At 55.8% G+C, this 24,513-nt stretch carries 20 protein-coding genes; 8 read left to right on the forward strand and 12 right to left on the reverse strand.

The window, feature by feature from the left end; all coding sequences use genetic code 11:
* Position 1 precedes the first annotated feature (1 nt).
* From ACRQ84_RS04620 to ACRQ84_RS04630, 3 genes are all read right to left on the reverse strand, one after another.
* Positions 2-352, reverse strand: coding sequence for a hypothetical protein (locus ACRQ84_RS04620; RefSeq protein WP_483817286.1), 351 nt, complete (start codon positions 350-352; stop codon positions 2-4).
* An 886-nt stretch (positions 353-1,238) separates the two neighbouring features.
* Positions 1,239-2,741, reverse strand: coding sequence for an L-arabinose isomerase (gene araA, locus ACRQ84_RS04625; RefSeq protein ID WP_483817287.1), 1,503 nt, complete (start codon positions 2,739-2,741; stop codon positions 1,239-1,241).
* Positions 2,742-2,753: 12 nt separating this feature from the next.
* Positions 2,754-4,439, reverse strand: coding sequence for a ribulokinase (locus ACRQ84_RS04630; protein ID WP_483817288.1), 1,686 nt, complete (start codon positions 4,437-4,439; stop codon positions 2,754-2,756).
* Positions 4,440-4,805: 366 nt separating this feature from the next.
* On the opposite strand from ACRQ84_RS04630, the gene ACRQ84_RS04635 reads away from it, so the two are divergent.
* From ACRQ84_RS04635 to ACRQ84_RS04655, 5 genes are all read left to right on the forward strand, one after another.
* Positions 4,806-5,789, forward strand: coding sequence for an arabinose ABC transporter substrate-binding protein (locus ACRQ84_RS04635; protein ID WP_064741086.1), 984 nt, complete (start codon positions 4,806-4,808; stop codon positions 5,787-5,789).
* Between the two features lie 133 nt (positions 5,790-5,922).
* Positions 5,923-7,443, forward strand: a complete 1,521-nt coding sequence (gene araG / locus ACRQ84_RS04640) for an L-arabinose ABC transporter ATP-binding protein AraG (protein WP_483817289.1) — start codon at positions 5,923-5,925, stop codon at positions 7,441-7,443.
* Positions 7,444-7,460: 17 nt separating this feature from the next.
* On the forward strand, positions 7,461-8,447 hold the full coding sequence (araH, locus tag ACRQ84_RS04645) for an L-arabinose ABC transporter permease AraH (RefSeq protein WP_064741088.1): 987 nt from the start codon (positions 7,461-7,463) through the stop codon (positions 8,445-8,447).
* Between the two features lie 67 nt (positions 8,448-8,514).
* A complete protein-coding gene (gene araC / locus ACRQ84_RS04650) occupies positions 8,515-9,432 on the forward strand; it encodes an arabinose operon transcriptional regulator AraC (protein WP_064741222.1) in 918 nt (305 codons plus the stop codon).
* Between the two features lie 77 nt (positions 9,433-9,509).
* The gene (locus tag ACRQ84_RS04655) at positions 9,510-10,550 is read left to right on the forward strand and encodes an oxidoreductase (protein WP_008110233.1); all 1,041 of its coding nucleotides are present in this window, start codon (positions 9,510-9,512) and stop codon (positions 10,548-10,550) included.
* A 64-nt stretch (positions 10,551-10,614) separates the two neighbouring features.
* Here the strand turns inward: ACRQ84_RS04655 and add are convergent, their stop codons facing one another.
* From add to malX, 3 genes are all read right to left on the reverse strand, one after another.
* A complete protein-coding gene (add, locus tag ACRQ84_RS04660) occupies positions 10,615-11,613 on the reverse strand; it encodes an adenosine deaminase (RefSeq protein WP_064741089.1) in 999 nt (332 codons plus the stop codon).
* A gap of 118 nt (positions 11,614-11,731) precedes the next feature.
* Entirely contained in the window at positions 11,732-12,910 is a 1,179-nt protein-coding gene (locus tag ACRQ84_RS04665) for a MalY/PatB family protein (protein WP_483817290.1), read from the reverse strand.
* Positions 12,910-14,496, reverse strand: a complete 1,587-nt coding sequence (gene malX, locus ACRQ84_RS04670; protein WP_064741091.1) for a maltose/glucose-specific PTS transporter subunit IIBC — start codon at positions 14,494-14,496, stop codon at positions 12,910-12,912. The genes ACRQ84_RS04665 and malX overlap by 1 nt, the downstream gene beginning before the upstream one ends.
* Before the next feature lie 173 nt (positions 14,497-14,669).
* On the opposite strand from malX, the gene malI reads away from it, so the two are divergent.
* A complete protein-coding gene (gene malI, locus ACRQ84_RS04675) occupies positions 14,670-15,698 on the forward strand; it encodes a Mal regulon transcriptional regulator MalI (RefSeq protein ID WP_483817291.1) in 1,029 nt (342 codons plus the stop codon).
* Positions 15,699-15,813: 115 nt separating this feature from the next.
* Here malI and ACRQ84_RS04680 read toward each other — a convergent pair whose 3' ends face one another.
* Both ACRQ84_RS04680 and manA read right to left on the reverse strand, forming a co-directional pair.
* Positions 15,814-17,313, reverse strand: coding sequence for a YdgA family protein (locus ACRQ84_RS04680; RefSeq protein ID WP_064741093.1), 1,500 nt, complete (start codon positions 17,311-17,313; stop codon positions 15,814-15,816).
* Positions 17,314-17,445: 132 nt separating this feature from the next.
* The gene (gene manA / locus ACRQ84_RS04685) at positions 17,446-18,621 is read right to left on the reverse strand and encodes a mannose-6-phosphate isomerase (protein ID WP_483817292.1); all 1,176 of its coding nucleotides are present in this window, start codon (positions 18,619-18,621) and stop codon (positions 17,446-17,448) included.
* Positions 18,622-18,818: 197 nt separating this feature from the next.
* On the opposite strand from manA, the gene fumC reads away from it, so the two are divergent.
* Positions 18,819-20,216, forward strand: a complete 1,398-nt coding sequence (gene fumC, locus ACRQ84_RS04690) for a class II fumarate hydratase (protein WP_064741095.1) — start codon at positions 18,819-18,821, stop codon at positions 20,214-20,216.
* 90 nt (positions 20,217-20,306) lie between these two features.
* On the opposite strand, the gene ACRQ84_RS04695 is transcribed toward fumC, so the two are convergent.
* From ACRQ84_RS04695 to tus, 4 genes are all read right to left on the reverse strand, one after another.
* A complete protein-coding gene (locus tag ACRQ84_RS04695) occupies positions 20,307-20,951 on the reverse strand; it encodes an anti-sigma factor (protein WP_483817293.1) in 645 nt (214 codons plus the stop codon).
* A complete protein-coding gene (locus ACRQ84_RS04700; RefSeq protein WP_483817884.1) occupies positions 20,948-21,502 on the reverse strand; it encodes a sigma-70 family RNA polymerase sigma factor in 555 nt (184 codons plus the stop codon). The genes ACRQ84_RS04695 and ACRQ84_RS04700 overlap by 4 nt, the downstream gene beginning before the upstream one ends.
* A gap of 43 nt (positions 21,503-21,545) precedes the next feature.
* A complete protein-coding gene (locus ACRQ84_RS04705; protein WP_483817294.1) occupies positions 21,546-22,109 on the reverse strand; it encodes a fasciclin domain-containing protein in 564 nt (187 codons plus the stop codon).
* A gap of 92 nt (positions 22,110-22,201) precedes the next feature.
* Positions 22,202-23,131, reverse strand: a complete 930-nt coding sequence (gene tus / locus ACRQ84_RS04710) for a DNA replication terminus site-binding protein (RefSeq protein WP_483817295.1) — start codon at positions 23,129-23,131, stop codon at positions 22,202-22,204.
* A 129-nt stretch (positions 23,132-23,260) separates the two neighbouring features.
* On the opposite strand from tus, the gene ACRQ84_RS04715 reads away from it, so the two are divergent.
* Positions 23,261-24,487 carry an MFS transporter gene (locus tag ACRQ84_RS04715; protein WP_483817296.1) on the forward strand — a complete coding sequence of 409 codons (1,227 nt, stop codon included), beginning with the start codon at positions 23,261-23,263 and terminating at the stop codon, positions 24,485-24,487.
* Positions 24,488-24,513: the final 26 nt, after the last annotated feature.

The following is a 24,513-nucleotide window of genomic DNA, read 5'->3' on the forward strand; positions in this document are numbered from 1 at the left end:
CTCATCCATGAGGCTTACCCGCTAGCGGGCAATGCTTTGCATTGTGCAAAAACGCTCCCGGCGTTTTTGTCCCTGGCTCGGACGCTTTGCTCTTCGGGCTGGCCTTTCCCGGCCTAATGGAAACTTTCATCGCTGTTTCGGGCAGTAAACCTAAGCTTTTTGCCCGGTTGTAGCGGCGCAATTCATTGCGCAATGCCGGGATGGGCTTAGTGCCGCCATCGGCAATCTGCTGTTCGCCTTGCTCACTTTCGTAGGGTGGCCATTCATGGCCACCTGGTTTGCTTTGTGGCTGTGGGAACGGCTGCTTAGGCCAGGAAAGGCCAGCCCGATCGCAAAGAAACCCTGCATCCATGCAGATCGGCCTCGCCATCCTGGCTCGGACGCTTTGCTCTTCGGGCTGGCCTTTCCCGGCCTTACGGACACTTTCATCGCTGTTTCGGGCAGTAAACCTAAGCTTTCTGCCCGGTTGTAGCGGCGCAATTCATTGCGCAATGTCGGGATGGGCTTAGTGCCGCCATCGGCAATCTGCTGTTCGCCTTGCTCACTTTCGTAGGGTGGCCATTCATGGCCACCTGGTTTGCTTTGTGGCTGTGGGAACGGCTGCTTAGGCCAGGAAAGGCCAGCCCGATCGCAAAGAAACCCTGCATCCATGCAGATCGGCCTCGCCATCCTGGCTCGGACGCTTTGCTCTTCGGGCTGGCCTTTCCCGGCCTAATGGACACTTTCATCGCTGTTTCGGGCAGTAAACCTAAGCTTTCTGCCCGGTTGTAGCGGCGCAATTTATTGCGCAATGTCGGGATGGGCTTAGTGCCGCCATCGGTAATCTGCTGTTCGCCTTGCTCACTTTCGTAGGGTGGCCATTCATGGCCACCTGGTTTGCTTTGTGGCGGTGGGATTGGGTGCTTAGGCCAGGAAAACCAGCCCGATCGCAAAGAAACCCTGCATCCATGCATTTCGGCCTCGCCATCCTGGCTCGGACGCTTTGCTCTTCGGGCTGGCCTTTCCTGACCATGTGGATAATGTCATCGCTAATTAATAAAGCGGCTACCTACTTCCACTAAGGAGGAAGAGGTGGGCAGTGGAGTAAAGCGTCCGCCGCAAGGATGCGGCGGCCGAGGCTACAGGGATGTATTCACGCCGTCTTTACGTAACGCCCACCTTTTCAGACTGATAAGTGCGAATTCCTCAGCCAATAAAAAGGCCGCGAATCATCGCGGCCTTGATTAATCCTTTAAACTTTAACGCGCTAAGCGGTAATAGGCCTCATTCCAGCGCAGGGCATCTTTAAACGCCGGTAAGCGTGTTTCCTCATCGATCACCAGCACTTCAATGCCGTTCAGCTCGCCGTACAGATACATATCATCTAAATCCAGCGCCTGGCTAAACACCGTATGGTGCGCGCCGCCGGCCAGAATCCATGCTTCAGATGCGGTGGCCAGTGACGGTTGCGCACGCCACAGCGCACGCGCTACCGGCAGTTTTGGCAGCGGTTTTGGCTGCTCGATGGCATCCACCACATTCACCAGCAAACGGAAACGATCGCCGAGATCGATCACGCTGGCATTCACCGCACGTCCCGCAGGTGTGGAGAAGATCATGCGCGCCGGATCGGCTTTGTCGCCAATGCCGAGGAACTGCACATCAATCAGCGGTTTTTCCTCTTTGGCGATGGACGGGCACACTTCCAGCATGTGCGAACCCAGCACTAAATCGTTGCCCGGTGAGAAGTGATAGGTGTAGTCCTCCATAAATGACGTACCGCCGGCACGTGCGCCCGCTTGTATCTTGAGAATGTGCAGCAGCGCGGCAGTTTTCCAGTCACCTTCTCCGGCAAAGCCGTAGCCCTGGCCCATTAAGCGTTGCACCGCCAAACCCGGCAATTGCGTCATGCCATGCAACGTCTGGAAGTTGGTGGTGAAGGCTTTGCAGCCCTCAGCCTCAAGGAAGCGTTTCAGGCCGAGCTCAATACGTGCGGCATCCAATACATTTTGACGCTTGTCGCCGTTGACGGCGGCGGCCTCGGTAAAGCGATATTGGCTCTCATATTCATCGATCAGCGCGTTGACGTCGCCGTCGCTGACACTGTTCACCACCTCGACCAAATCGCCAACGCCCCAGCCATTCACCGAATAACCGAACTGAATCTGTGCCGCAACTTTATCGCCTTCGGTAACGGCGACTTCACGCATATTGTCACCGAAGCGCGCCACTTTCAGCTGCTGGCTAGCCTGTTTCGCTAATGCGGCATTGATCCAGCGTCCAATGCGTTGCTGGCTGGCTTTATCCTGCCAGTGACCGGTGACAACACTGTGTTGCAGCCCCATGCGCGCGCCGATAAAGCCGAACTCGCGGCCGCCGTGCGCGGTTTGATTGAGGTTCATAAAGTCCATATCCATGCTGTCCCACGGAATCTCCGCGTTGAACTGGGTATGGAATTGCAGCAGCGGCTTATTAAGGATACTCAGGCCACCAATCCACATCTTGGCCGGAGAAAAGGTGTGCAGCCAGGTAATGATGCCGACGCACTGGTTGTCGTGGTTGGCATCGCGGCACAGTGCCAGCGCTTCGTCCGGTGATTTCACCAGCGGCTTGAGCACCAGCGACACCGGTAATGTGCCGGCCTGATTTAATCCGTCCATCACCTGGCGAGCGTGCTGCTCCACCTGACGCAAGGTTTCCGCGCCGTAAAGGTGCTGTGTACCAATGACAAACCACACCTGTTGTGCGTTGTGCTGTTCCATAAAATCTCTCCTTTACTGAGCGGATGCGGTGCGAGCGGCATACTGCGGTTCAGCGGCCTGGCACCATTGTTGATAACGTTGATAAAGTTGCTGATAAGCGTCCACGCGTTCGGCGTTGGGTTGCAGCGTCACATCAATCGGACTGGCCATGACCTGCTGGGCAGCTGGCACGTCGGCATACACGCCCGCAGCCACGGCGGCAAAAATGGCGGCGCCCAGCGCACAGCATTCGTCAGAGGCAACGATATCCAGCGGACGGTTCATCACATCGCAGCACGCCTGCATGATGGCGGGAGATTTGCGCGCGATGCCGCCGAGCGTCAGGATGCTCTGCACGGGAATCTGCTGCTGTTCAAAACACTCCATAATGGCGCGTGCGCCAAACGCCGTTGCCGCGATCAGGCCACCAAACAGTGCGGGCGCATCGGTGCCGAGGTTGAGATCGGTAATCACGCCTTTTAAGCGCTGATTGGCATCCGGCGTGCGGCGTCCGTTGAACCAGTCCAGAACCACTGGCAGATGATCGAGTTGCGGGTTAGCAGCCCAGGCTTCGGTGAGAGTGCGGATCAGATCTTTTTGCAGCGCGGCTAACTGCGGCTGCAGTTCCGGATGCTGCTGCGCGGCCTGCTGCAGCGGCCAGCCGAGTAGGCGGCTGAACCAGGCATAAATGTCGCCAAACGCGGATTGACCGGCTTCGCAGCCAATCGCACCTGGCATTACGCTGCCGTCAACCTGACCACAAATACCTTTAATGGCGCGGTCGCCGACGGTGTCGCTGTCGGCAATCAAAATGTCGCAGGTTGACGTGCCAATCACTTTCACCAGCGTATAAGGTTGCGCACCCGCGCCGACGGCGCCCATGTGGCAGTCAAAGGCACCGCCCGACAGAATCACTTTTTCCGATAAACCAAGGCGCTGCGCCCATGCGCGGCTGAGCGTGCCAACCGGCACGTCGGCGGTCCAGGTTTGGGTGAAGAGCGGAGAATCGAGCTGTTCGGTCAGCAGCGGATCAAGCGCGTTGAAAAAGTCAGCGGGCGGTAAACCTTGCCACTCCGGATGCCACAGTGATTTGTGCCCGGCGGCACAGCGTCCACGACGCAGGTGTGCGGGTGCGGTGGTGCCGCTGAGCAATGCCGGCACCCAATCGCACAGTTCCACCCAAGACACTGCCGCGTCACGTACCGCAGCGTCTGCGCGTGACACGTGCAGTATCTTGGCCCAGAACCACTCCGACGAATACACGCCACCAATATAGCGGGTGTAATCGTTGAAACGACCGCTGCGACACAGCTGATTGATCTCTTCGGCTTCTTCAATCGCGGTGTGATCTTTCCACAGCACGAACATCGCGTTCGGGTTGGTGGCGAATTCCGGACGCAGCGCCAGCACGTTGCCATCACGGTCGATGGGCGCAGGCGTCGAGCCCGTGGAATCGACGCCAATGCCGACCACAGCTGCGCGCTGTTCGGGTGTTAATGCGTTGACTACCTCGACAATCGCCTGTTCCAGCGCATCAATATAGTCCTGCGGATGGTGACGAAAGCGGTTGGCGTGCGCGTCGCAAAATTCACCTTTGGCCCAACGCGCATAATTGACCACCGCTTTTTCCAGTTCTTTACCACTGTGGCAGTCCACGGCCAGCGCCCGCACCGAGTCACTGCCGAAATCCAGCCCAATTGTTATGGTGCCAGCACCCATTGGGATTCTCCTGTGTGAGTTATCTGGCTCTATCCTGGAATGGGGCGGCAGAAGCGGTTAGTCATCAGTCGCTGAGAATATGAACTTTTCTGCCATCGGCGGAGATGTGTGATCCATCGCAAAAGTTAACGACCGGTTAAATTTGCTGAATGTATGGAGGATTTTGTCATCGTTTTGAGATGTGATACCGCTCTACATTTTTCCTTTCCATTCCCGCTACAACTAGCCCAGCGTTTGCACAGCCTTTGTACAACATGTGTGCTAACGCGCTGAATTTTTAGCTGTACCCCACAAAAATATTTGATTGGTAGCGTTTACACCGATTCGCTAATAACAGCCTTAAACATCATTGTGCCGGAGAGCATCATGCATAAATTCACTAAAGCGCTGGCGGCAGTAGGTCTCGCCGCGGTTATGTCACAATCCGCTATCGCCGAGACCATGAAACTCGGTTTCCTCGTCAAACAGCCGGAGGAACCCTGGTTCCAGACCGAATGGAAATTTGCGGATAAAGCCGGCAAAGATCTGGGTTTCGAAGTGATTAAAATTGCCGTGCCCGACGGTGAGAAGACGCTAAATGCCATTGACAGCCTGGCTGCCAGCGGTGCGAAAGGCTTCGTCATCTGTACGCCGGATCCAAAGCTGGGTTCCGCAATTGTTGCTAAGGCTCGCGGTTATGGCCTGAAAGTGATTGCCGTTGACGACCAGTTTGTCACCGCCAAAGGCAAGCCGATGGATACTGTGCCGTTAGTCATGATGGCGGCGACCAAAATCGGCGAGCGTCAGGGACAAGAGCTTTATAAAGAGATGCAGAAACGCGGTTGGGATGTAAAAGAGACCGGCGTCATGGCGATCACCGCCAATGAGCTCGACACCGCGCGTCGTCGCACCGGCGGTTCCATGGACGCCCTGAAAGCCGCCGGTTTCCCGGAGAAACAGATCTATCAGGTCCCGACCAAATCCAACGATATCCCCGGCGCATTTGATGCCGGTAACTCGCTGCTGGTGCAGCATCCGGAAGTGAAACATTGGCTGATTCTCGGCATGAACGATAACACCGTGCTGGGCGGCGTTCGCGCCACCGAAGGTCAGGGCTTTAAAGCGCCGGACGTGATTGGTATCGGTATCAACGGTGTTGATGCGGTGAGTGAGTTGTCGAAAGGTTCAGCCACCGGTTTCTATGGTTCGCTGCTGCCGAGCCCAGATGTACACGGTTATAAGAGCAGTGAAATGCTTTACAACTGGGTCACCAAAGATCAGGAGCCGCCGAAGTTCACCGAAGTCACCGATGTGGTGCTGATTACCCGCGATAACTTCAAAGCCGAGCTGGATAAGAAAGGGCTGAAGTAATTCCGATTCGATATCACGCACCCTCTGTAGCGGCGCGATTTATCGCGCGATTTTTGGCGGTAGCCATGCGCAATAAATTGCGCCGCTACGAAGTGTGCAGGATCTACACGCATTAAGTCGTCAAGGAGTTCCCATGAACACTGATCCTGCCTTTCTGTCGTTTCATGGCATTAGTAAAACCTTTCCCGGCGTGAAAGCGCTGCAGGACATTTCGTTCAGCTGCCGTGCCGGTGAAGTACACGCGCTGATGGGGGAAAACGGTGCCGGTAAATCGACGCTGTTGAAGATCCTCAGCGGCAGCTACCAGCCGACTGGTGGCGAGATTCGTATCAAGGGCCAGCCAAAGAGATTTAGCAACACGGTGGAGGCGCTGGATGCGGGCGTCGCCATCATTTATCAGGAATTACATCTGATACCCGAAATGAGCGTGGCGGAGAACATCTATCTCGGTCAGTTGCCGCACAAACGTGGACTGGTTAATCGCAAACTGCTGCGTTATGAAGCCGGTTTACAGCTGAAAAATCTGGGGATGGATATCGATCCGGATATGCCGCTGAAATATCTGTCGCTTGGCCAGTGGCAGATGGTGGAGATTGCCAAAGCGCTGGCGCGCAATGCGCGCATCATCGCCTTTGATGAGCCAACCAGTTCACTGTCGGCGCGCGAGATCGATCATCTGTTTCGCGTGATTCGCCAGTTGCGTGAGCAGGGCCGCACCGTGCTGTACGTCTCGCATCGCATGGAGGAGATCTTTGCACTCAGTGATGCCATCACCGTGTTTAAAGATGGTCGCTACGTGCGCACCTTCACCGACATGAAAAACACCCATCACGACGATCTGGTGCAAGCGATGGTGGGACGTAATCTGGGGGATATTTATGGTTACGCGCCGCGTGAATTGGGCCCGGTGCGTCTGCAGCTGGACGCGGTAGAGGCAAAGGGCGTGCGTATGCCCATTTCGCTCACGGTGCGCGCCGGTGAAATCGTCGGCCTGTTTGGTCTGGTGGGCGCAGGGCGCAGCGAACTGATGAAAGGGCTGTTTGGTGCCACCAAACTGCGCGGGGGTACCGTGACGCTGGATGGCAAAAAGCTCAACATTCGCCAACCGATTGATGCGATTCGCGCCGGCATCATGCTGTGCCCGGAAGATCGCAAATCTGAGGGCATCATTCCGGTGCATTCGGTGCGCGATAACATCAACATCAGCGCGCGTCGCCACAATCTCAACGCCGGTTGCCTGATCAAACCGAGCTGGGAGGCGAAAAACGCCGATATCCATATTCGTTCCCTCAACATCAAAACGCCGGGGCCGCAGCAGTTGATCATGAACCTCTCCGGCGGCAACCAGCAGAAGGCGATTTTGGGCCGCTGGCTGTCGGAAGAGATGAACGTGATCATGCTGGATGAGCCTACGCGCGGCATTGACGTTGGTGCTAAACACGAAATCTACAACCTGATTTACCAACTGGCGAAGAAAGGGATTGCGGTGCTGTTTGCCTCCAGCGATCTGCCCGAAGTAATGGGATTGGCCGATCGCATCCTGGTGATGCGTGAAGGCGAAATCGCCGGAGAATTACCCCATGACACGGCCACAGAGCAGCTGACGCTGAGCCTGGCGATGCCGAAAACAACGCAAGCGGCCGCCGTGGCCTGACGTAAAGGAGAGCAATAATGGCTTCATCTACCACTTCCAACACGCCACCGGTGCAGCGCAACGGGCTGCAACTTGGGCGGATTTGGGACAACTTCGGCATGCTGGTGGTGTTCGCACTGCTGTTTATCGTCTGTGCCATTTTCGTGCCAAATTTTGGTTCCATTATCAATATGAAAGGGCTGGGCCTGGCGATGTCGATGTCCGGCATGGTGGCGTGCGGCATGCTGTTCTGCCTGGCCTCCGGTGACTTTGATCTCTCCGTGGCTTCCGTGATCGCCTGCGCTGGCGTGGTCACCGCAGTGGTGATCAACATGACCGAAAGTTTATGGATTGGCGTGGCAGCAGGTTTAGTGCTTGGCATGGCAACCGGCTTTATTAACGGCTTCGTCATTGCCCGGCTGAAAATCAACGCCTTGATCACCACGCTGGCAACCATGCAGATTGTGCGCGGCCTGGCGTACATCTTCTCCGACGGCAAAGCGGTGGGAATTGAAGATGAGCGCTTCTTTACCCTCGGTTACGCCAACTGGCTCGGCGTGCCGGCACCCATCTGGCTCACCCTCGCTACCATGGTGCTGTTCGGTTTTCTGTTGAATAAAACCACCTTTGGCCGCAACACGCTGGCGATTGGCGGCAACGAAGAAGCCGCGCGTCTGGCGGGTGTGCCGGTGGTGCGCACACGCATCATTATCTTCATCCTGTCCGGTTTAGTGTCGGCGGCGGCGGGTATCATTCTGGCTTCGCGCATGACCAGCGGCCAGCCAATGACCTCTCTCGGTTACGAGCTGATCGTGATTTCGGCTTGCGTACTGGGCGGCGTCTCGCTGAAAGGCGGCATTGGCAAAATCTCTTATGTGGTGGCAGGCGTTTTGATCCTCGGCACCGTTGAGAATGCGATGAATTTATTGAATATCTCGCCGTTCTCACAGTATGTGGTGCGCGGTTTGATACTGTTAGCGGCGGTGATTTTTGACCGCTACAAACAGAAAAGTAAAGCCGCCTGATAACCAAGGCTGAGCGTGCCCGATGGCGGGCATGCTCAGTGCATTTCACGCGATAAGTGAGGGCAGTATGTACCACCGTGAACCCCCAAGTGAGCAGCAGAATCCCTTATTGCCGGGCTATGCGTTCAATGCCTGGCTGGTGGCCGGATTGACGCCGATTAATGCCAATGACGCGCTCGATTTCTTTATTGATCGTCCGCACGGCATGAAAGGCTACATTCTCAATTTGACCATTAAAGGTCAGGGGCGGGTGTTTGATGGTGAATCCGCCTTCGACTGCGAACCGGGCGATTTGCTGCTGTTTCAACCAAAAACCCCGCACTATTATGGTCGCGCGCCAGACAGCCCGTGCTGGTTCCATCGCTGGGTCTATTTCCGTCCGCGTGCCTACTGGACCGATTGGTTGCAGTGGCAGGATGAAAGCCAGGGCGTGGGGCGCTTGCGTCTGTCGGAAGCGCAGCGTGCCGAGTTTGATCGCCTGTTCGCCAGCATTGAACAAACGCACAACTCCGGACGCCGCTTCGCCGAAGAGTTGGCGATGAACCTGCTGGAGCGTTTACTGCTGCGTGCGGTAGAAGAGGATCCGCGCAGCCATCAGCAAATACGCGATCCGCGCGTTATTGAAGCCTGTCAGTACGTCACCAACCATCTGGCAGGTGAAGTGAAGATTGAAGACGTAGCGCGCCATGTTTGCCTGTCGCCGTCACGCCTGGCGCATCTGTTTCGTGAGCAAATGGGCATTAACCTGCTGCGCTGGCGTGAAGATCAGCGCGTGATTCGTGCCAAACTGCTGCTGCAAACCACCCAGGAACCGATTGCTTCCGTGGGGCGTGAAGTGGGTTACGATGACCAACTCTACTTCTCGCGTGTGTTCCGTAAACGCGTGGGTGTCAGTCCCAGCGACTTCCGCCGCCGCAGCCAGGATGCGCAGGATGCATTAGTGGCTCATGAGAGCTGGCAATCCGCACGGAGTGCTATTTCCTGAGTTTTCAGGTGATTCCGCCTTGTTCTTATAGTCTGATTCGTCTTAAATCAGTCAGGAAACGAACAAGAGGAATGAGAATGAGCGATAAACTACGTGTCGGCCTAATCGGCTACGGTTTTGCCAGCAAAACCTTTCATGCACCCTTGATCGCCGGTACGCCGGATGTTGAGCTGGCAGCGATCTCAAGCAGCGATGCCAGCAAAGTGCATGCTGACTGGCCGTCAGTGCAAGTGGTGTCCGATCCACAAGCGCTGCTGGATGACCCGACACTGCAACTGATTGTTATTCCGACCCCGAATGACACCCATTTCCCGTTAGCTAAAGCGGCCCTTAACGCCGGTAAACACGTGGTGGTGGATAAGCCCTTTACCGTGACGTTGTCACAAGCGCGTGAGTTGGATGCGCTGGCAAAAGCCAAAGGTCTGCTGCTGTCGGTGTTCCATAATCGTCGCTGGGACAGCGATTTCCTCACGCTGAAGTCTTTGCTGAACGACGGCACGCTGGGGGAAGTGCGTTATTTCGAATCCCACTTTGACCGTTTCCGCCCAGAAGTACGTCAACGCTGGCGTGAAATGAAAGGTGCGGGCAGCGGCATTTGGTTTGATCTTGGACCGCACGTGTTGGACCAGGCGCTGCAGCTGTTTGGCACGCCAGTTGCCATCAACGTGGATATGGCGGAACTGCGCCCGGGCGCGCAAACCACCGATTACTTCCATGCCGTGTTGACCTATCCAACACGCCGTGTGGTGTTGCACGCCAGCATGCTGGTGGCGGCGGAATCCGCGCGCTTTGTGGTGCATGGCACGCGCGGCAGCTACGTGAAATACGGCCTCGATCCGCAGGAAGATCGTCTGAAAGCGGGTGAACGTCCGCCGCAGGAAGATTGGGGCTACGACATGCGCAACGGTACGCTGACGCTGGCGGAAGGCGATGTGATGGTGGAAAAAGAGTTACTGACGCTGCCGGGTAACTATCCGGCGTACTACGCAGGGATTCGTGATGCGATTGCCGGTACAGGTGCCAATCCGGTACAGGCAGAAGAGGCCATTCAGGTGATGGAGTTGATCGAGCTGGGCTTGCAGTCCGCCGAGAAGCGCCAGACCATGTCACTGCGATAATTCAGTATCGGTCGCCATGAATGGCGACCCTACATTAAAAGGTGCGCATTGATGCGCACTTTTTTTATCCCGCCACGCGTGCGCGCAGCGCGGCTTTCTCTGCATCACTCAGGAACGCGATGGTCACGCCATTATCCTGTGCCTGACGCATCTCTTCCGCCGTCAATCCTGCTTGCGGTGCCGCGACTTCATATTCGTGTGCTAGCTCTACGCCCTGTACGGCTGGATCGTCCGTGTTAATGGTGGCGAGAATGCCATGCTGCAAGAAGGTTTTCAGCGGATGGCTACTCAGCGACGAAACAGTACTGGTTTGAATATTCGACGTCAGGCAAGACTCAATACCAATGCGTTGCTCGGCGAGGAAATCCATCAGCGCGCGATCTTCAATCGCCTTAACGCCGTGACCAATACGCTCAGCGCCCAGCTCGCGAATCGCTTGCCAGATACTTTCCGGGCCTGCCGCTTCACCGGCATGGACGGTAATGCGGAAACCAGCATCACGCGCACGATTAAAGTGGCTGAGGAATTCGCTGCCGGGGAAACCTAACTCGTCGCCGGCCAAATCAACAGCGGTGATGCCATCGCGATGCGCCAGCAAACCTTCCAGTTCACGCAGGCAGGCTTCATCGCCAAAGGTTCGGCTCATGATACCGGTCAAGCGCACATCGACGCCGTATTGCTGAATGCCGGCACGCACGCCATCGATCACCGCTTCAACTACGCCTGCAATCGGCAGTTGATGCGTCATCGCCATATAGCCCGGTGAGAAGCGCAGCTCGGCATAGTGAATACCGGCGCGCGCCGCATCTTCTACGTTTTCCAGCGCGATACGACGACAGGCATCAAGGTCGCCCAGCACCTTCACGCCCCAATCGAGTTTCTGCAGGAAGCTCACCAGATCCGGTTCATTGGCGGTGACCTGCACATGCGGACGCAAGGCATCCAGCGAATCAGCGGGGAGCGCAAGATTGTGCTGACGACCTAAATCAAGAATGGTTTGTGCGCGGATATTGCCATCAAGGTGGCGGTGAATGTCGGTAAGGGGGAGTTTTAGATCAATCATGGCGCACTCGCTTAAGTTTCATAAAGTGCAGAGGATTATAAAAACATCTTGCGCAACAGCGCCAGCGATTTGCGCAAACAGTAAAACGGATGCTGAATTAATCAGCATCCGTCGCATTTCAGAACGATTTTAACGCGGCGATCAGGCGATCCAGTCCATCATCCAGTTTGCTACGCGGGCAACCGGCGTTGAGACGCAAATAACCGCGACTCGCGGCACCGTAGGTGGAACCGGGCATGATCGCCACTTTGTGTTGATGAATCAGACGCTGTTGCAGCGCCTGTTCGTCAAGGCCAAGCGGATTAAGATCGATCCACGCCAGGTATGTCGCGGCTGGCGGCTGCCAATTGAGTTGCGGAAACGCCGCATTCAGTCGCTGCGCGATATGCTGCAGGTTGCCACGCAAATAAGCGCGCAGCGCATCCAGCCACGGCGCACCATCGCGATAAGCCGCGATGGTGGCAGCAAGCGCCATTACCGCCGGTGAGGATAAGCCATCCTGTTGCTTCAACGCATGGAACCAAGCCTGACGATCGCGCTCATCGGGAATCATGCCCCACGCGCCGGTCAGCGCCGGAATATTGAAGCTCTTGGATGCCGAGGTAAACAACGCCCAGGCGGATTCCGCAACCTGGCTCCACGGCGTATGCTGCACATCGCTCAGCACCATATCCATGTGAATTTCATCGCTGATAACCTTCACCCCATGCCTGGCACACAGCGCCGCCATCTGACGCAATTCGTCTTCATGCCACACTTTTCCGCTGGGATTGTGCGGACTGCACAACAGCATGACTTTGCAGCGCGGCCGCGCCAGCAGGCGTTCAAGCTGTGCCATCTCGCACACCCATTCGTTGCCGTGACGCTGTAACGGCAGCGCCAGCACACGGCGCTGATTGCCAGTGATGGTGTGGTAAAAGGCATCGTAAGCGGGCGTGTGAATCAGCACTTCATCGTCCGGCTGCGTCCAGTGGCGCAACAATTGCGCCACCATGTAGATCACTGACGGGCCATAAACGAGTGATTCAGCCGGGACTTCAGTAGCAAAACGGCTGTGCATCCAGTGCTGAAGTGCGGAGATAAACTCATCATGCTGCCAGCGGCTGTATCCAAATACACCGTGCGTAAGCCGCTGTTGCAGGGCTGCAATGATGCAAGGCGCGGTGGCGAAGTCCATATCGGAAATCGTGAACGGCAGCAAGTCCGCCACGCCAAAACGGTCGGCAACGAAATCCCACTGCGTACACCAGCTGCCGTGACGATCCACCACGCTGTTGAAATCGAAATCCTGCATCATTACACCGTCGCGCTCATCAGGTGCGCCATTTCATCTTTGACGGACTGCACCTGCGGACCCATCACCACCTGCAGATTGGTGGCATTGACATGCACCACGCCAATTGCGCCATTGGCTTTCAGTGTCGCATCATCCACCTTGCTCATATCGACTACGGTAATGCGCAGACGGGTCAGGCAGTTATCCAGGGACGCGATGTTCTCCACACCGCCCAGCGCTGACAGAATCGCCGGGGTGTTAAAGCCGGATTTACCGACAGCCGCGCGATTAACCTGCTGCGCCACGCTGTTGCTTTCCACTTCGCGGCCTGGCGTTTTGATATTGAAGTGACTGATAGCAAAACGGAAGATGGCGTAATAACCCACGAACCACACCGCAGCAATCACGGGTACCCAATACCATTTGGTGGAGAGGCCGTGCAACACGCCGAAGACGAAGAAGTCGATGACGTTGCCGTCAGTGTTACCGATGGTGACGCCCAGCATCGCCATCACGGTGAAGCCTAAACCGGTCAACAGCGCGTGGATCAGATACAGCACCGGTGCGACGAACAAGAACAGGAATTCCAGCGGTTCAGTGGTTCCGCCCACCACGCAAGCCACCACGCCGGAAATCAGCAGGCCTTTAATTTTGTGACGGTTTTCCGGACGGGCGCAGTGATACATCGCTAATGCCGCACCCGGTAAACCACCGAGGAAGGCCGGCATTTTACCTTGTGACAGGAAGCGCGTGGCGCTCTCGGCAAAGCCGTGTGTATCGGCACAAGCCAGCTGCGCCTGGAAGATGGTTAATGCGCCGCTGACACTTTTGCCGCACACGTCCAGCGTACCGCCCGCATCGGTAAAGCGTATGATCGCCACCAGAATATGCTGCAAGCCAAACGGCAGCAGCAGGCGTTCGCCGGTACCGAAGATCATCGGGCCAAATTCCCCTGCGCTGTTAATTACCCAGCCGAGGCCGGTAATGGCGCGAGCGAAGAAGGGCCAAATCAGTGGAACCACCAGACCCAGCACGCCCATTGCCATCGCCGTGACGATCGGGACAAAGCGTGTGCCGCCAAAGAATGCCAACGCATCCGGTAGACGAATGTTGTGGAAGCGCTCATGCAGCCAGAACACCACGATACCGACAATTACCGCACCGAGAATACCGGTGTCGATTGACTGAATGCCGAGAATATTTTGTACGTTATTGGCTTTCAGCACCGCCGCATCGGTGGTGGGCAGAATGCCGTTGATGTTGAGCCAGAAGTTGATGCTCAGGTTTAGCACCGCATAGCCAACGAAGCCGGCAAACGCCGCCACGCCTTTGTTCTCACGCGCCATCCCTAGAGGAATGGCAATCGCAAACATCACCGGCAGATAGCTGAAGGCAAATGAACCGATCTTCGCCAGCCAGATAAACAGATATTGCAGCAACGGCTGATCCAGCAGGGGAATCAGCGTCAGGACGTCATGACTGCTGAGTGAACTGCCGATCCCCAGCAAAATGCCGCAAAACGACAGCAAGGCAACGGGCAACATAAAGGTTTTACCCAGACTTTGGAAAAACTCCCAAAGTGACATTTTGGGGCGACTGGCGGACATAGACTCTCCTGGCAATAAAGTGAAAGGCTTCAATGAGGTCAAGGATGATAAAACGTTTTACCACTTATTTTTGTGGCTATAATCACAAAGAGTGACTAATTGCAGACTTTATTTTTGGTGGAATCAGTGTAACGTTTTACCTCTTTGGATTTGGACGTCGGTAACGGAACACTATGTCCCAGCAGAAAACCACTATTCATGATGTGGCGTTGGTCGCCGGGGTGTCGGTCTCTACCGTGTCGTTGGTGCTCTCCGGCAAAGGGCGTATCTCGCCCGCCACGGCCACGCGCGTCAATCAGGCTATTGAGCAGCTTGGCTACGTACGTAATCGCTCGGCTTCGATTTTGCGCGGCGGCGAAAGCGGCGTGATCGGCCTGATCGTGCGCGATCTCAGCCAGCCATTTTATGCCGCGATGACCGCTGGACTCAGCGAAGTGCTGGAACAGCAGGGCAAAGTGCTGGTGCTGACACAAAGCGGTCAGCACGGCCAGCATCTTAAACGCTGCTTTGACACGCTGGTGGCGCAGGGCGCCGAGGGCATTGTGCTCGGCGGCGCGGTGGTGCAGGCGGAAACGTTAGTGCCGTTGGCGCAAGAGCAAAACATTGCTCTGGTCTGCGCCTCGCGCGCCAGCAGCCTGGACAATGTTGATTCATTACGTCCCGATAACAGTCAGGCGGCGCGCATGGCGACCGAATACCTGATTCGTCAGGGACATCAGCGCATCGCCTGGATGGGCGGATTGGGATCGTCTTTGACGCGCGCCGAGCGGATTGGCGGTTATTGCGCCACCTTGCTGCAATACGGTTTACCGTTTCGCTCTGATTGGATTATTGAGTGCGACGACCGGCAGCAAAGTGTATCCGCGTTGACGCTGGCGCTGTTGCGTCAGCATCCCGGTATTACGGCGATTCTGGCGTATAACGGCAGTACCGCGCTGGGTTGCTATTTTGGCGCGCTACGTTGTGGGCGGACGTTCGGCGAGGGCGCGGTAGATAGTTATTACACGCAGCAGCTGGCGTTGGTGGGATTCAATGATGATCCGCAGCGTGAACTGCACGATCCCACCATGACCTTTGTCAGTAGTGAAGCGCGTGATGTGGGAAGAAGGGCGGCGGAGCGGATGATGCAGCGGCTGTCGCAGCCGGAAGCGGAGATTCAAAGTTTGATCGTACCGCCGCAGCTGATACGTGGGGAAGTCTAAGGGGCTATACCTGCTAAGCACTGCATCAACTCATCGCACATTCCGTCGCGGCGCGATTAATTGCGCCGCGACGTTTTGTGCGCTTGGTAATCTGGGCGTTACCCCGTCTTGATGATTACTCTGGCATACCTTCGCTGGTCGGTGCGCCCAACATATAACGTGACAGGAACTGCTCCAGCGTCATCTTGTCGCCATTCATCGTGACCTGACCGTTGCCGTATTGCAGACTGGTGACGATGTTGTCATCCTGCTGCTGCGTAAGGCGGAACATCTGGCCCATCGCCGCTAAACCTTTCACCTGCTGATCCGCCAGCTTCTGCGCATCATCGCCCTGATAACCTTCCGCCAATCCAACATGACGCATGGTTTCGGTAGCCATCGGCATATTGATGGTTAATTTACCGTCGAGGGTTTTCAACACGCGATCAACCGCGGCACCCAAACTCTGCGCTTCGCCGGTTACGGTAGCCGGATCGTTAAAGCCAACGTTGAGGTTAAAGGTGCTTTCGCCTTTGTCATTTTTCCAGCTCAGCGGTGCGATGCTCAGTGTTGGTGAGCCTTTCAACAGCGTTGGCAGGTTATTACGCAGAATGGTTTGTACGCTAGCCTGATAGCGAATCGGATCTTCCGCCACGCCCGGCTGGTTCAGCAGATCCTGCATTTGCGCGTTATAGGTGTCCGAGAAGGCTTTCACCGCCTGCGCATCAAACTGAGCAAATTTCATCGCCAGTTTAGCTTCACCAAACGGCTGCTTCTGCAGAGTAATCTTGTCAACGTTCACATCCAGTTGGCCGCCAATCTTGCCCTCTTTATTATCGAAGGAAGAGGTGGTTTTCAGCTTCTCAAGCGACAAACCTTCCTGACCGTTGATGCTGGCATCCAGTTTATCCAGAGAGATCGCTTGATCACCCACGCGCACGCCTTCCGGGCTGAGATGGGTATCGCCACTCAGTTTCAGACCATTCAGCGTGAACAGCACCGGCATCTCAACCTGGTTTTTGCGGGTCACCGCGATGCTGGAGAAATCGCCGTCGAGGCTGACTTTGTCACCTTTGCTATCCGCGCTGATGTTCAGCGTGCCGCCGTTGGTCGCCAGACGATCGCCGGTTTGTGCGTTGTTGTAATCCACCGCCAGCAGGTTGAGGTCAGTATCGGTAGCGCCGCTGTAGCCGACGCGGGTATCAGCGTTAACCAACGATTTGCCGTTGGTCAGTTCAAACAGTTTCTTCACCGCATCGGTGTTTTCCAGCTCGGTATGCACCGACGCCATGCTTGGGATCAGGCTGCCACGCTTTAGCTGCGCAAACGGGAAAGGACCGTGATCGATGGTTTCGTTCAACACAATGCTCTGACCAGGCTTCAACAGCGGATTGTCATTGGTTTGCGAGCTAGCCTGTACCACCAGTTTGGTTTTACTGCTGAACACGCCGCGCTGATAGTCCTGATAGCTCAGGGTCAAACGGCTGTTCGGCGCGTAGGCATTCAGCTGCGTGTTGGCATTCTGTAGCATCTCATCCATATGGCTTTCCAGTTGTTTACCGGTAAACCATGAAGCACCAGTCCAAATCACGCCGAGCGCCACAATTACACCTACGGCAACCTTGGTCTTTTTCATCGCTGTGTCGTCCTTATCCTTGCGTCCGCACGCCGCTGGTCGGTGCGCGACGGGTGAAGAAAAACGCCCGCAGGCGTTTTAAATTAATAGTTTGAAAGAATAGCAGTTAATGCTGGCAGCGTCAGCCGGATCTCAGTTCAGCGTATTAAACACCCGCGCCAGACGTCCGGTGCCCGACGCGTTCACCGGCGACTCTTCTGCGGCCACAAAGCATGATTCCCCTGGTTTCAGCACCAGTTGTTGACCGGACTTCTCGATAATCGCCTGACCTTCAATGCAGAACAGCAGGGCAGCGCTGTTTTGTGCCAGCGCTTGCGGCGCAGCGGAAAGCCCATGAATGGCAAAGGCAAAGTCTTCTACCGGAATCGGGAAGTTCAGCGTTTCGCCGTCGCGCTGTGGCTGAGTCAGCAGCGTGGCGGCCGGTTTCGCCTGGAATTTCAGGTTAGCCAGCAGTTCCGGGATATCGATAAACTTCGGCGTCAGACCGGCGCGCAACACGTTATCGGAGTTCGCCATCACTTCCAGCGCCACACCTTTCAGATAAGCATGCGGCGTTTCGGCAAACAGGAACATCGCTTCGCCCGGCTGCAGCGTAATCACATTAAGCAGCAGCGGGGAAAACAGGCCGCTATCCTCCGGATAATCGGCGGCGATGGATTTAATCGTCTGCCACGGTTCGCCTTCATGCGCATTGAGTGCTGATTTCAATACGCCGATGGCGCGCGATTTGGCCTCGTCTTGCAGCGAAAGCAGCGTGGCAAACAGTGTTGCCAGGTTGGCTTCGTTGGCATTCTCAAGAAAATGGGCGATGTGCGGATGCGCACCGGCCACCGGTTCCAGCAATGACACAATCTCATGCAGCTCGCGGAAACCGTTCATCGCCTGGAAGGGCGTTAACGCATACACCAACTCGGGCTTATGGTTGGCATCTTTATAGTTACGCTCGGCGGCGCTGAGTGGAATGCCGGCGGCATTTTCACGGGCAAAACCTTCTTCGGCAGCGGCTTTGCTGGGATGCACCTGAATCGACAGCGGCTGATCGGCGCACAACACTTTAAACAGAAATGGCAGCTCACCGAAACGCTCAGCGACCGCCTTGCCCAGCGTGGCGGTTTTATTGGCCTCAATCACCTCACGCAGCGAACGCGCTTCACCGTCAATCTCAACGGTTGAGGGGCTTTTCGGGTGCGCGCCCATCCACAATTCCGCCATCGGCAAGCCTTGTGGATTTTCGATGCCGTAGAGTTCGGTCAGCGCAGTTTTGCTGCCCCAGGCGTAATTTTGCAGCGAATTGTTCAATTTTTGCATCGTTTACCCTTAATAACCGTAAGTAAATAGGCTTATTAAAGCAGAAAGTGCCATAGAAAATACACGAACATGTGCAATAAAGGCGATAGCCTCCCATAATGTTAAATTCTTGTATGTGACAATCTTGCTCGCTCAATGGCGTCGCGGGAAGGCGTTTAGAGCGGAAACCTCAAAATCTGAGCTAAGGAGACGGAGTCATGGCAGCCAATCGCATTGAAAAAGACTCAATGGGACCGATAGAAGTACCGGCGGATAAGTTGTGGGGCGCACAAACCCAGCGATCGCTGGAACATTTCAAAATCTCAACCGAGAAGATGCCGGTGGCATTGGTGCATGCGCTGGCGCTGACCAAACGCGCCGCCGCGCAGGTCAATCAGGATCTCGGCTTATTACCGGCCGATCGTGCACAAGCGATTCTCAACGCCGCCGACGAAGTGCTGGCAGATAAACACAGCGATGAGTTTCCGCTGGCGATCTGGCAGACCGGTTCCGGCACGCAGACCAACATGAATATGAATGAAGTGCTGGCTAACCGCGCCAGTGAGATTCTTGGCGGCGAGCGTGGCATGGCGCGTCTGGTGCATCCGAATGACGACGTGAACAAAAGCCAAAGCTCCAACGATGTGTTCCCCACCGCCATGCACGTGGCCGCGGTCATCGCCGTGCGGGAGCAGCTGATTCCGCAGATTCAGGTGCTGAAAAAGACGCTGAGTGAGAAATCCGACGCATTCAAAGATATCGTCAAGATAGGCCGCACCCACTTGCAGGATGCGACACCGCTGACGCTCGGTCAGGAGATCTCCGGCTGGGTGGCGATGCTGGAGCACAATCTCAAGCACATTGAAAACAGTATTCCGCACGTGGCCGAGCTGGCGCTGGGCGGTACTGCGGTCGGCACCGGCTTGAACACCCATCCGGAATATGCGGTACGCGTAGCGAAAGCGCTGGCCGATCTAACGAAACAGCCGTTTGTCACCGCGCCGAATAAGTTTGAAGCGCTGGCGACCTGCGATGCGCTGGTTCATGCGCACGGTGCGCTGAAAGGTTTGGCGGCTTCGCTGATGAAAATTGCTAATGACGTACGTTGGCTGGCGTCTGGTCCGCGCTGCGGCATCGGCGAACTGGCGATCCCGGAAAATGAGCCAGGCAGCTCCATCATGCCAGGCAAAGTGAACCCAACCCAGTGCGAAGCGCTAACCATGCTGTGTTGTCAGGTGATGGGCAACGATGTGGCGGTGAATATTGGCGGCGCCTCCGGCAACTTTGAGCTCAACGTGTTCCGTCCGATGGTGATTCACAACTTCCTGCAATCGGTGCGTTTATTGGCCGACGGTATGGACAGCTTCAATCACCACTGCGCGACGGGTATTGAACCGGTGCGCGAGCGCATCGATCAGTTGCTGAACGAATCACTGATGCTGGTGACGGCGCTGAATACCCATATCGGTTATGACAAAGCGGCGGAAATCGCCAAGAAAGCCCATAAAGAAGGCCTGACGCTGAAAGGCTCGGCGCTGAAGCTGGGCTATCTGACTGAAGAGCAGTTCGATGAGTGGGTGCGTCCGGAAGAGATGGTGGGCAGCATGAAGCAGTAAACTGCTGTTAAAAGTTGGGAGACATAGCACCCATCGTAGCGGCGCAATTCATTGCGCGATAAATCGCGCCGCTACGGAATGTGCGGTTATTTACAGCTGCCCGCTGTACAACACCGGCCCGGTTGGCTGGCCGGTGGGCGATCCGCCTTGCGGTTCCAGGCTGATTGCAATCATGCTGGAACGCGCTAACTCTCGATCTTTCAGCGTGATAGCCGTGGTGTTTTGGTTATCGACTAAACCGAGTGAAATCGGCGCTTTGCCCACCGGAATCAACCACAGTTCAAGGCTGCGACTCGTCGTCAGCGCCACCGGATGTAACGGCGTCAGGCTCAGCTGTGCCAGCTTGCTATCTGCGCTGACCACCCACTGTTCACGATGCTGTGCATCACTCAATACCGTTAACGGCGTTAATGTGGGTTGCTGCAGGAAGAGCGAGGCCACCAGCGCGATGGCCGCAATACTGGCTGCCAGCATCCAACCCACGTAGCGGCGTGCAGGTGGCTGCCCACTTTTCTCAGGCAGGCTCAGCGTAATTTTTTTCCACACCTTTTCAGGCGGCATAACGGGCGCAAGCTGATTATCAAGGCCCGCCAGCACGGCTTGCCAACGGGCGACATTAGTCGCCAGCGCTGGCTCGTTGCGCAGCCTGCGTTCAAAGCGTAAGCGCGCAAGGCCACTTAACGTGCCCAGCGCGTACTCCGCCGATAAGGCATCATCATGTAATTTATCGTTCATAGGCCCACACACTCCCGCAGATGCTCCAGCGCGCGGCGTATCCAGCTTTTTACCGAGCCAACCGGCTGTTGCAGCCAGGCGGCAATATCACTGTGGGACATCCCCTGATAATAGGCGAGCGTGATGCTTTGCTGCTGTTCGCTGCTCAGATGGCCAATGCAGTGTCGCAGACGATCGGCTTGCGCCGGATCGTGCCAGTTATTCTGTTCGTCTTCAGTGGTTGTTTGCAGTAGATCGTGAAACTCTTCGGCATCCAGCGTTAGGCGCGCTTGCCCGCTGCGCAACCCGTCAATGCAGCGATTGCGCACAATGTGCGTCATCCATGTCATCGGCGCGCTGAGGGCGGCATCGTAAGAGGCGGCACGGTGCCAGATGGTGAGATAACAATCGTGCAGCACTTCTTCCGCCCAACCTTGCTGACGTAACATTCGCAGGGCGAGAGCGAAAAGGTGCGGCGAAGTGAGTCGATACAGTTGTTCAAATGCGCGGCGGTCACCTCGGGCGATCGCCGGCAATAAGTTGTCTAATCGTTCTGCAAGCCTATTATCCATCATCTTCCCGGTTGGCTAAAATGCCCCATCCGAGTATAGGCAATTACTTAGGCATCAAGACGGTATCAATCACATCAATCACACCGTTTTTCTGGTTGACGTCATAAGTGCTGATATTGGCCACATTGCCCTGACCATCTTTCAACTGAATGTTATGTGGCCCGTTGCTCATGATCCACAGCGGCTGGCCGTTGACAGTTTTTAGCTCGGCATGTCCGCCACCTTGTTTAATCTTTTTCTCCAACGCTTTCATGTCGTATTTACCGGCCACCACATGGTAAGTGAGGATGCTGGTCAGCGTGGCTTTGTTCTCTGGTTTTACCAGATTATCCACGGTGCCCGCCGGCAATTTAGCAAAGGCGGCATTGGTCGGCGCAAACACCGTGAATGGACCTTTGCCTTCGAGGGTTTCCACCAGACCGGCGGCTTTCACTGCCGCCACCAAGGTGGTGTGATCTTTAGAATTAAGCGCATTTTCGACGATATTTTTTTGCGGAGACATCGCTGCGCCGCCCACCATCACCGAGCCATTGTCCATGGCGGCGAAAGCGCCTGTGGTGAACAGTAAGGTGCCGGATACGACTGCAATGCTGATTAGCTTTTTCATCTTAAATCCTCGTAGTAGGGAGCGAAGAAGTTGCTCACACATTGATATACGAGGGCAGGATGCTAATTGGATGCAGCGATTTAAAAATAAATTTATGCCAGCCGATCGCTCCATAAATGCAGGCGCGGAATAATCAGATGCAGCGGCTCGGCCAGCGGTTTATGGCGATACGCAACGTTCTCCGCATCGTAATTCAATAGCTCACCGAGGATTGGAACCTGCGTCTTATCGCGGCACAGCACCAGCAACGGGGAAGGGCAGGCAAGCTGCACCTGTTTCTTCTCGCTGGCGCGCCACACGCGGGCAATAGGCTGCACTTTTACCGGACGTTTTATTTTCAGCTTCGCCCCGGCGGGTAAGGCGAGAATCGCTTCCAGCTCTTGCTGCACTTTCTCCGCCCACTGTTCACGCGTCCACGGCGCCTGAGCGCGATTGGCTTTCAGGCTGCGCTCCAGCTGTTCCACCACCGCATCGCGCGTGACATTTTTGATGATGTTTTTATTCGCCCAGCCAAAGCGCAAACTGTCGGGCGAGTTGAGGAGCGTTACGCTGCGATAGGCGTTGAGGGTAATTAATCCGCGCAGATGCTGGTGGACGAATTCAAAGCGCGCCTCGCTCGGCAAGCCCGAATCTACCGTGATTAACTGTTCCAGCCGCTGCTTCAGGGCGTTAATCTCCACCACCTGCAGGGTGATCTGTTCATGTATATCACCTTCAGCTTCGATACAGATTGCCCCCGGCAAACGCACGGCGGCTTTGGTGCTGAGCTTTTCGGATTGATGCTGCATAAACAGGCGGCAATAGTGCGACAGCGCCATCTCACGCGCGGTTTTGCCGAGGTGCTGCGTCACCGCGATGCGTTCAATTTCATCATGCTCGCGGCCCTTTTCGATTTCCGGCAGGCTAAACACGCGCGCAATCAGCAGCGGCTGCTGTTCAATCTGCTGACGCAACTGACTTAAACCCGCTTCCAGCGCGTTCACGCACTCATGTAAATCGGCAACCAAATCGTAGCGAGCCATAACACACCTTAATAGTTACAACATACTTATAAGCTTACTCGCTTAGGTGCGAATCTGCCAGTGCAATGCGCGGATTTCGTCAGCCAGGAATGCTCAGGATTTTTCCAGCGGGATGAACGTGTTATAACAATGCTTTGCCTGCTAACGGAAAACGTTGTGAAGCCACAGCCAAAACCCCCCGCACCCGCCATCATTACGCTCGGATTCGTGCAAATCCTGTCATGGGGCGGATCCTTTTATTTAATGGCGGTTATGGCCAATCCCATCGTGGCGGAAACCGGTTGGTCACAACAATGGGTGTACGGTGCGCTGTCGCTCGGCATGTTAGTTTCCGGCTTGCTGGCGCCGTTAACTGGTCGGCTGATTTTTCGTTCTTATGGTCGCGCATTGTTGGCGGCGAGCGGGGCGGTGATGGCGCTGGGTTTGGTGATTATGGGGCTGAGCCATAATCTACCGCTGTTTTTATGTGCCTGGCTGATTATCGGCATAGGTATGGCGATGGGATTATACGACGCGCTGTTTGCAACGCTCGGCACGCTGTATGGCGGCCAGGCGCGCGGCGCGATTACCGGCATCACGCTGATCTCTGGTTTCTGCACCACGTTAGTGTGGCCAGGCACCGCGCTGCTGATTCACTGGCTGGATTGGCGCGGTGCCTGTTTTGCTATCGCTGGACTGCTGTGCGTGTCGGTGTTACCCGCCTATTTATATGCGTTGCCTGCGCCCGAGGGGAAAGTTGCCAGCGCTAAATCCACGTCTTCCGCTGATGACAACGAACTCGCACCCACGCTGTTCTGGCTGCTGTGCAGCATTTTTACCCTCGCGTCGGTAATCATGACGGCAATCTCCGTGCAGCTGATCACCTTGCTACAAGCCAGCGGACATACGCTGGCCTCGGCTCTCGCCATCAGCGCAATTCTCGGTCCGTGTCAGGTGGCTTCGCGCATCGTTGATATCGCCTTTAAGCGCGGACATCCCATCTGGACCACTTTTTTCTCGGTAGGATTGGTGGCGCTCGGTTTACTGCTGCTGACCTGTTATCCGCAGTTTGCCGTGCTCAGCATGGTGCTGTACGGCGCCGGAAATGGTTTGCGTGCCATTGTGCGGGGAACTTTACCGCTGGTGATGGTCAAACCAGAGGCTTATGCAATTGTGGTGGGCCGCATGGCGCGTCCCGCATTGATTGGACAAGCGCTGACGCCGCTGTTTTGCGGCTATGTGTTTCAGCACCTTGGTGGCAATGCGACGTTGTGGATATTGTGCCTGCTGGCGTTGGTCAACGTGCTGTTGGTGATGGTGTTGAAACAGAAATTGCCGCATGCCAGCCCACCATCGGCAAGGGGAGTGATAAATTAAGCAGCCTGTGCGTTTCCGCCCAGTAA

The organism is Pantoea sp. E2023-21 (genome assembly GCF_051302795.1).
GTDB classification, from domain to species: Bacteria; Pseudomonadota; Gammaproteobacteria; order Enterobacterales; family Enterobacteriaceae; genus Pantoea; species Pantoea ludwigii_A.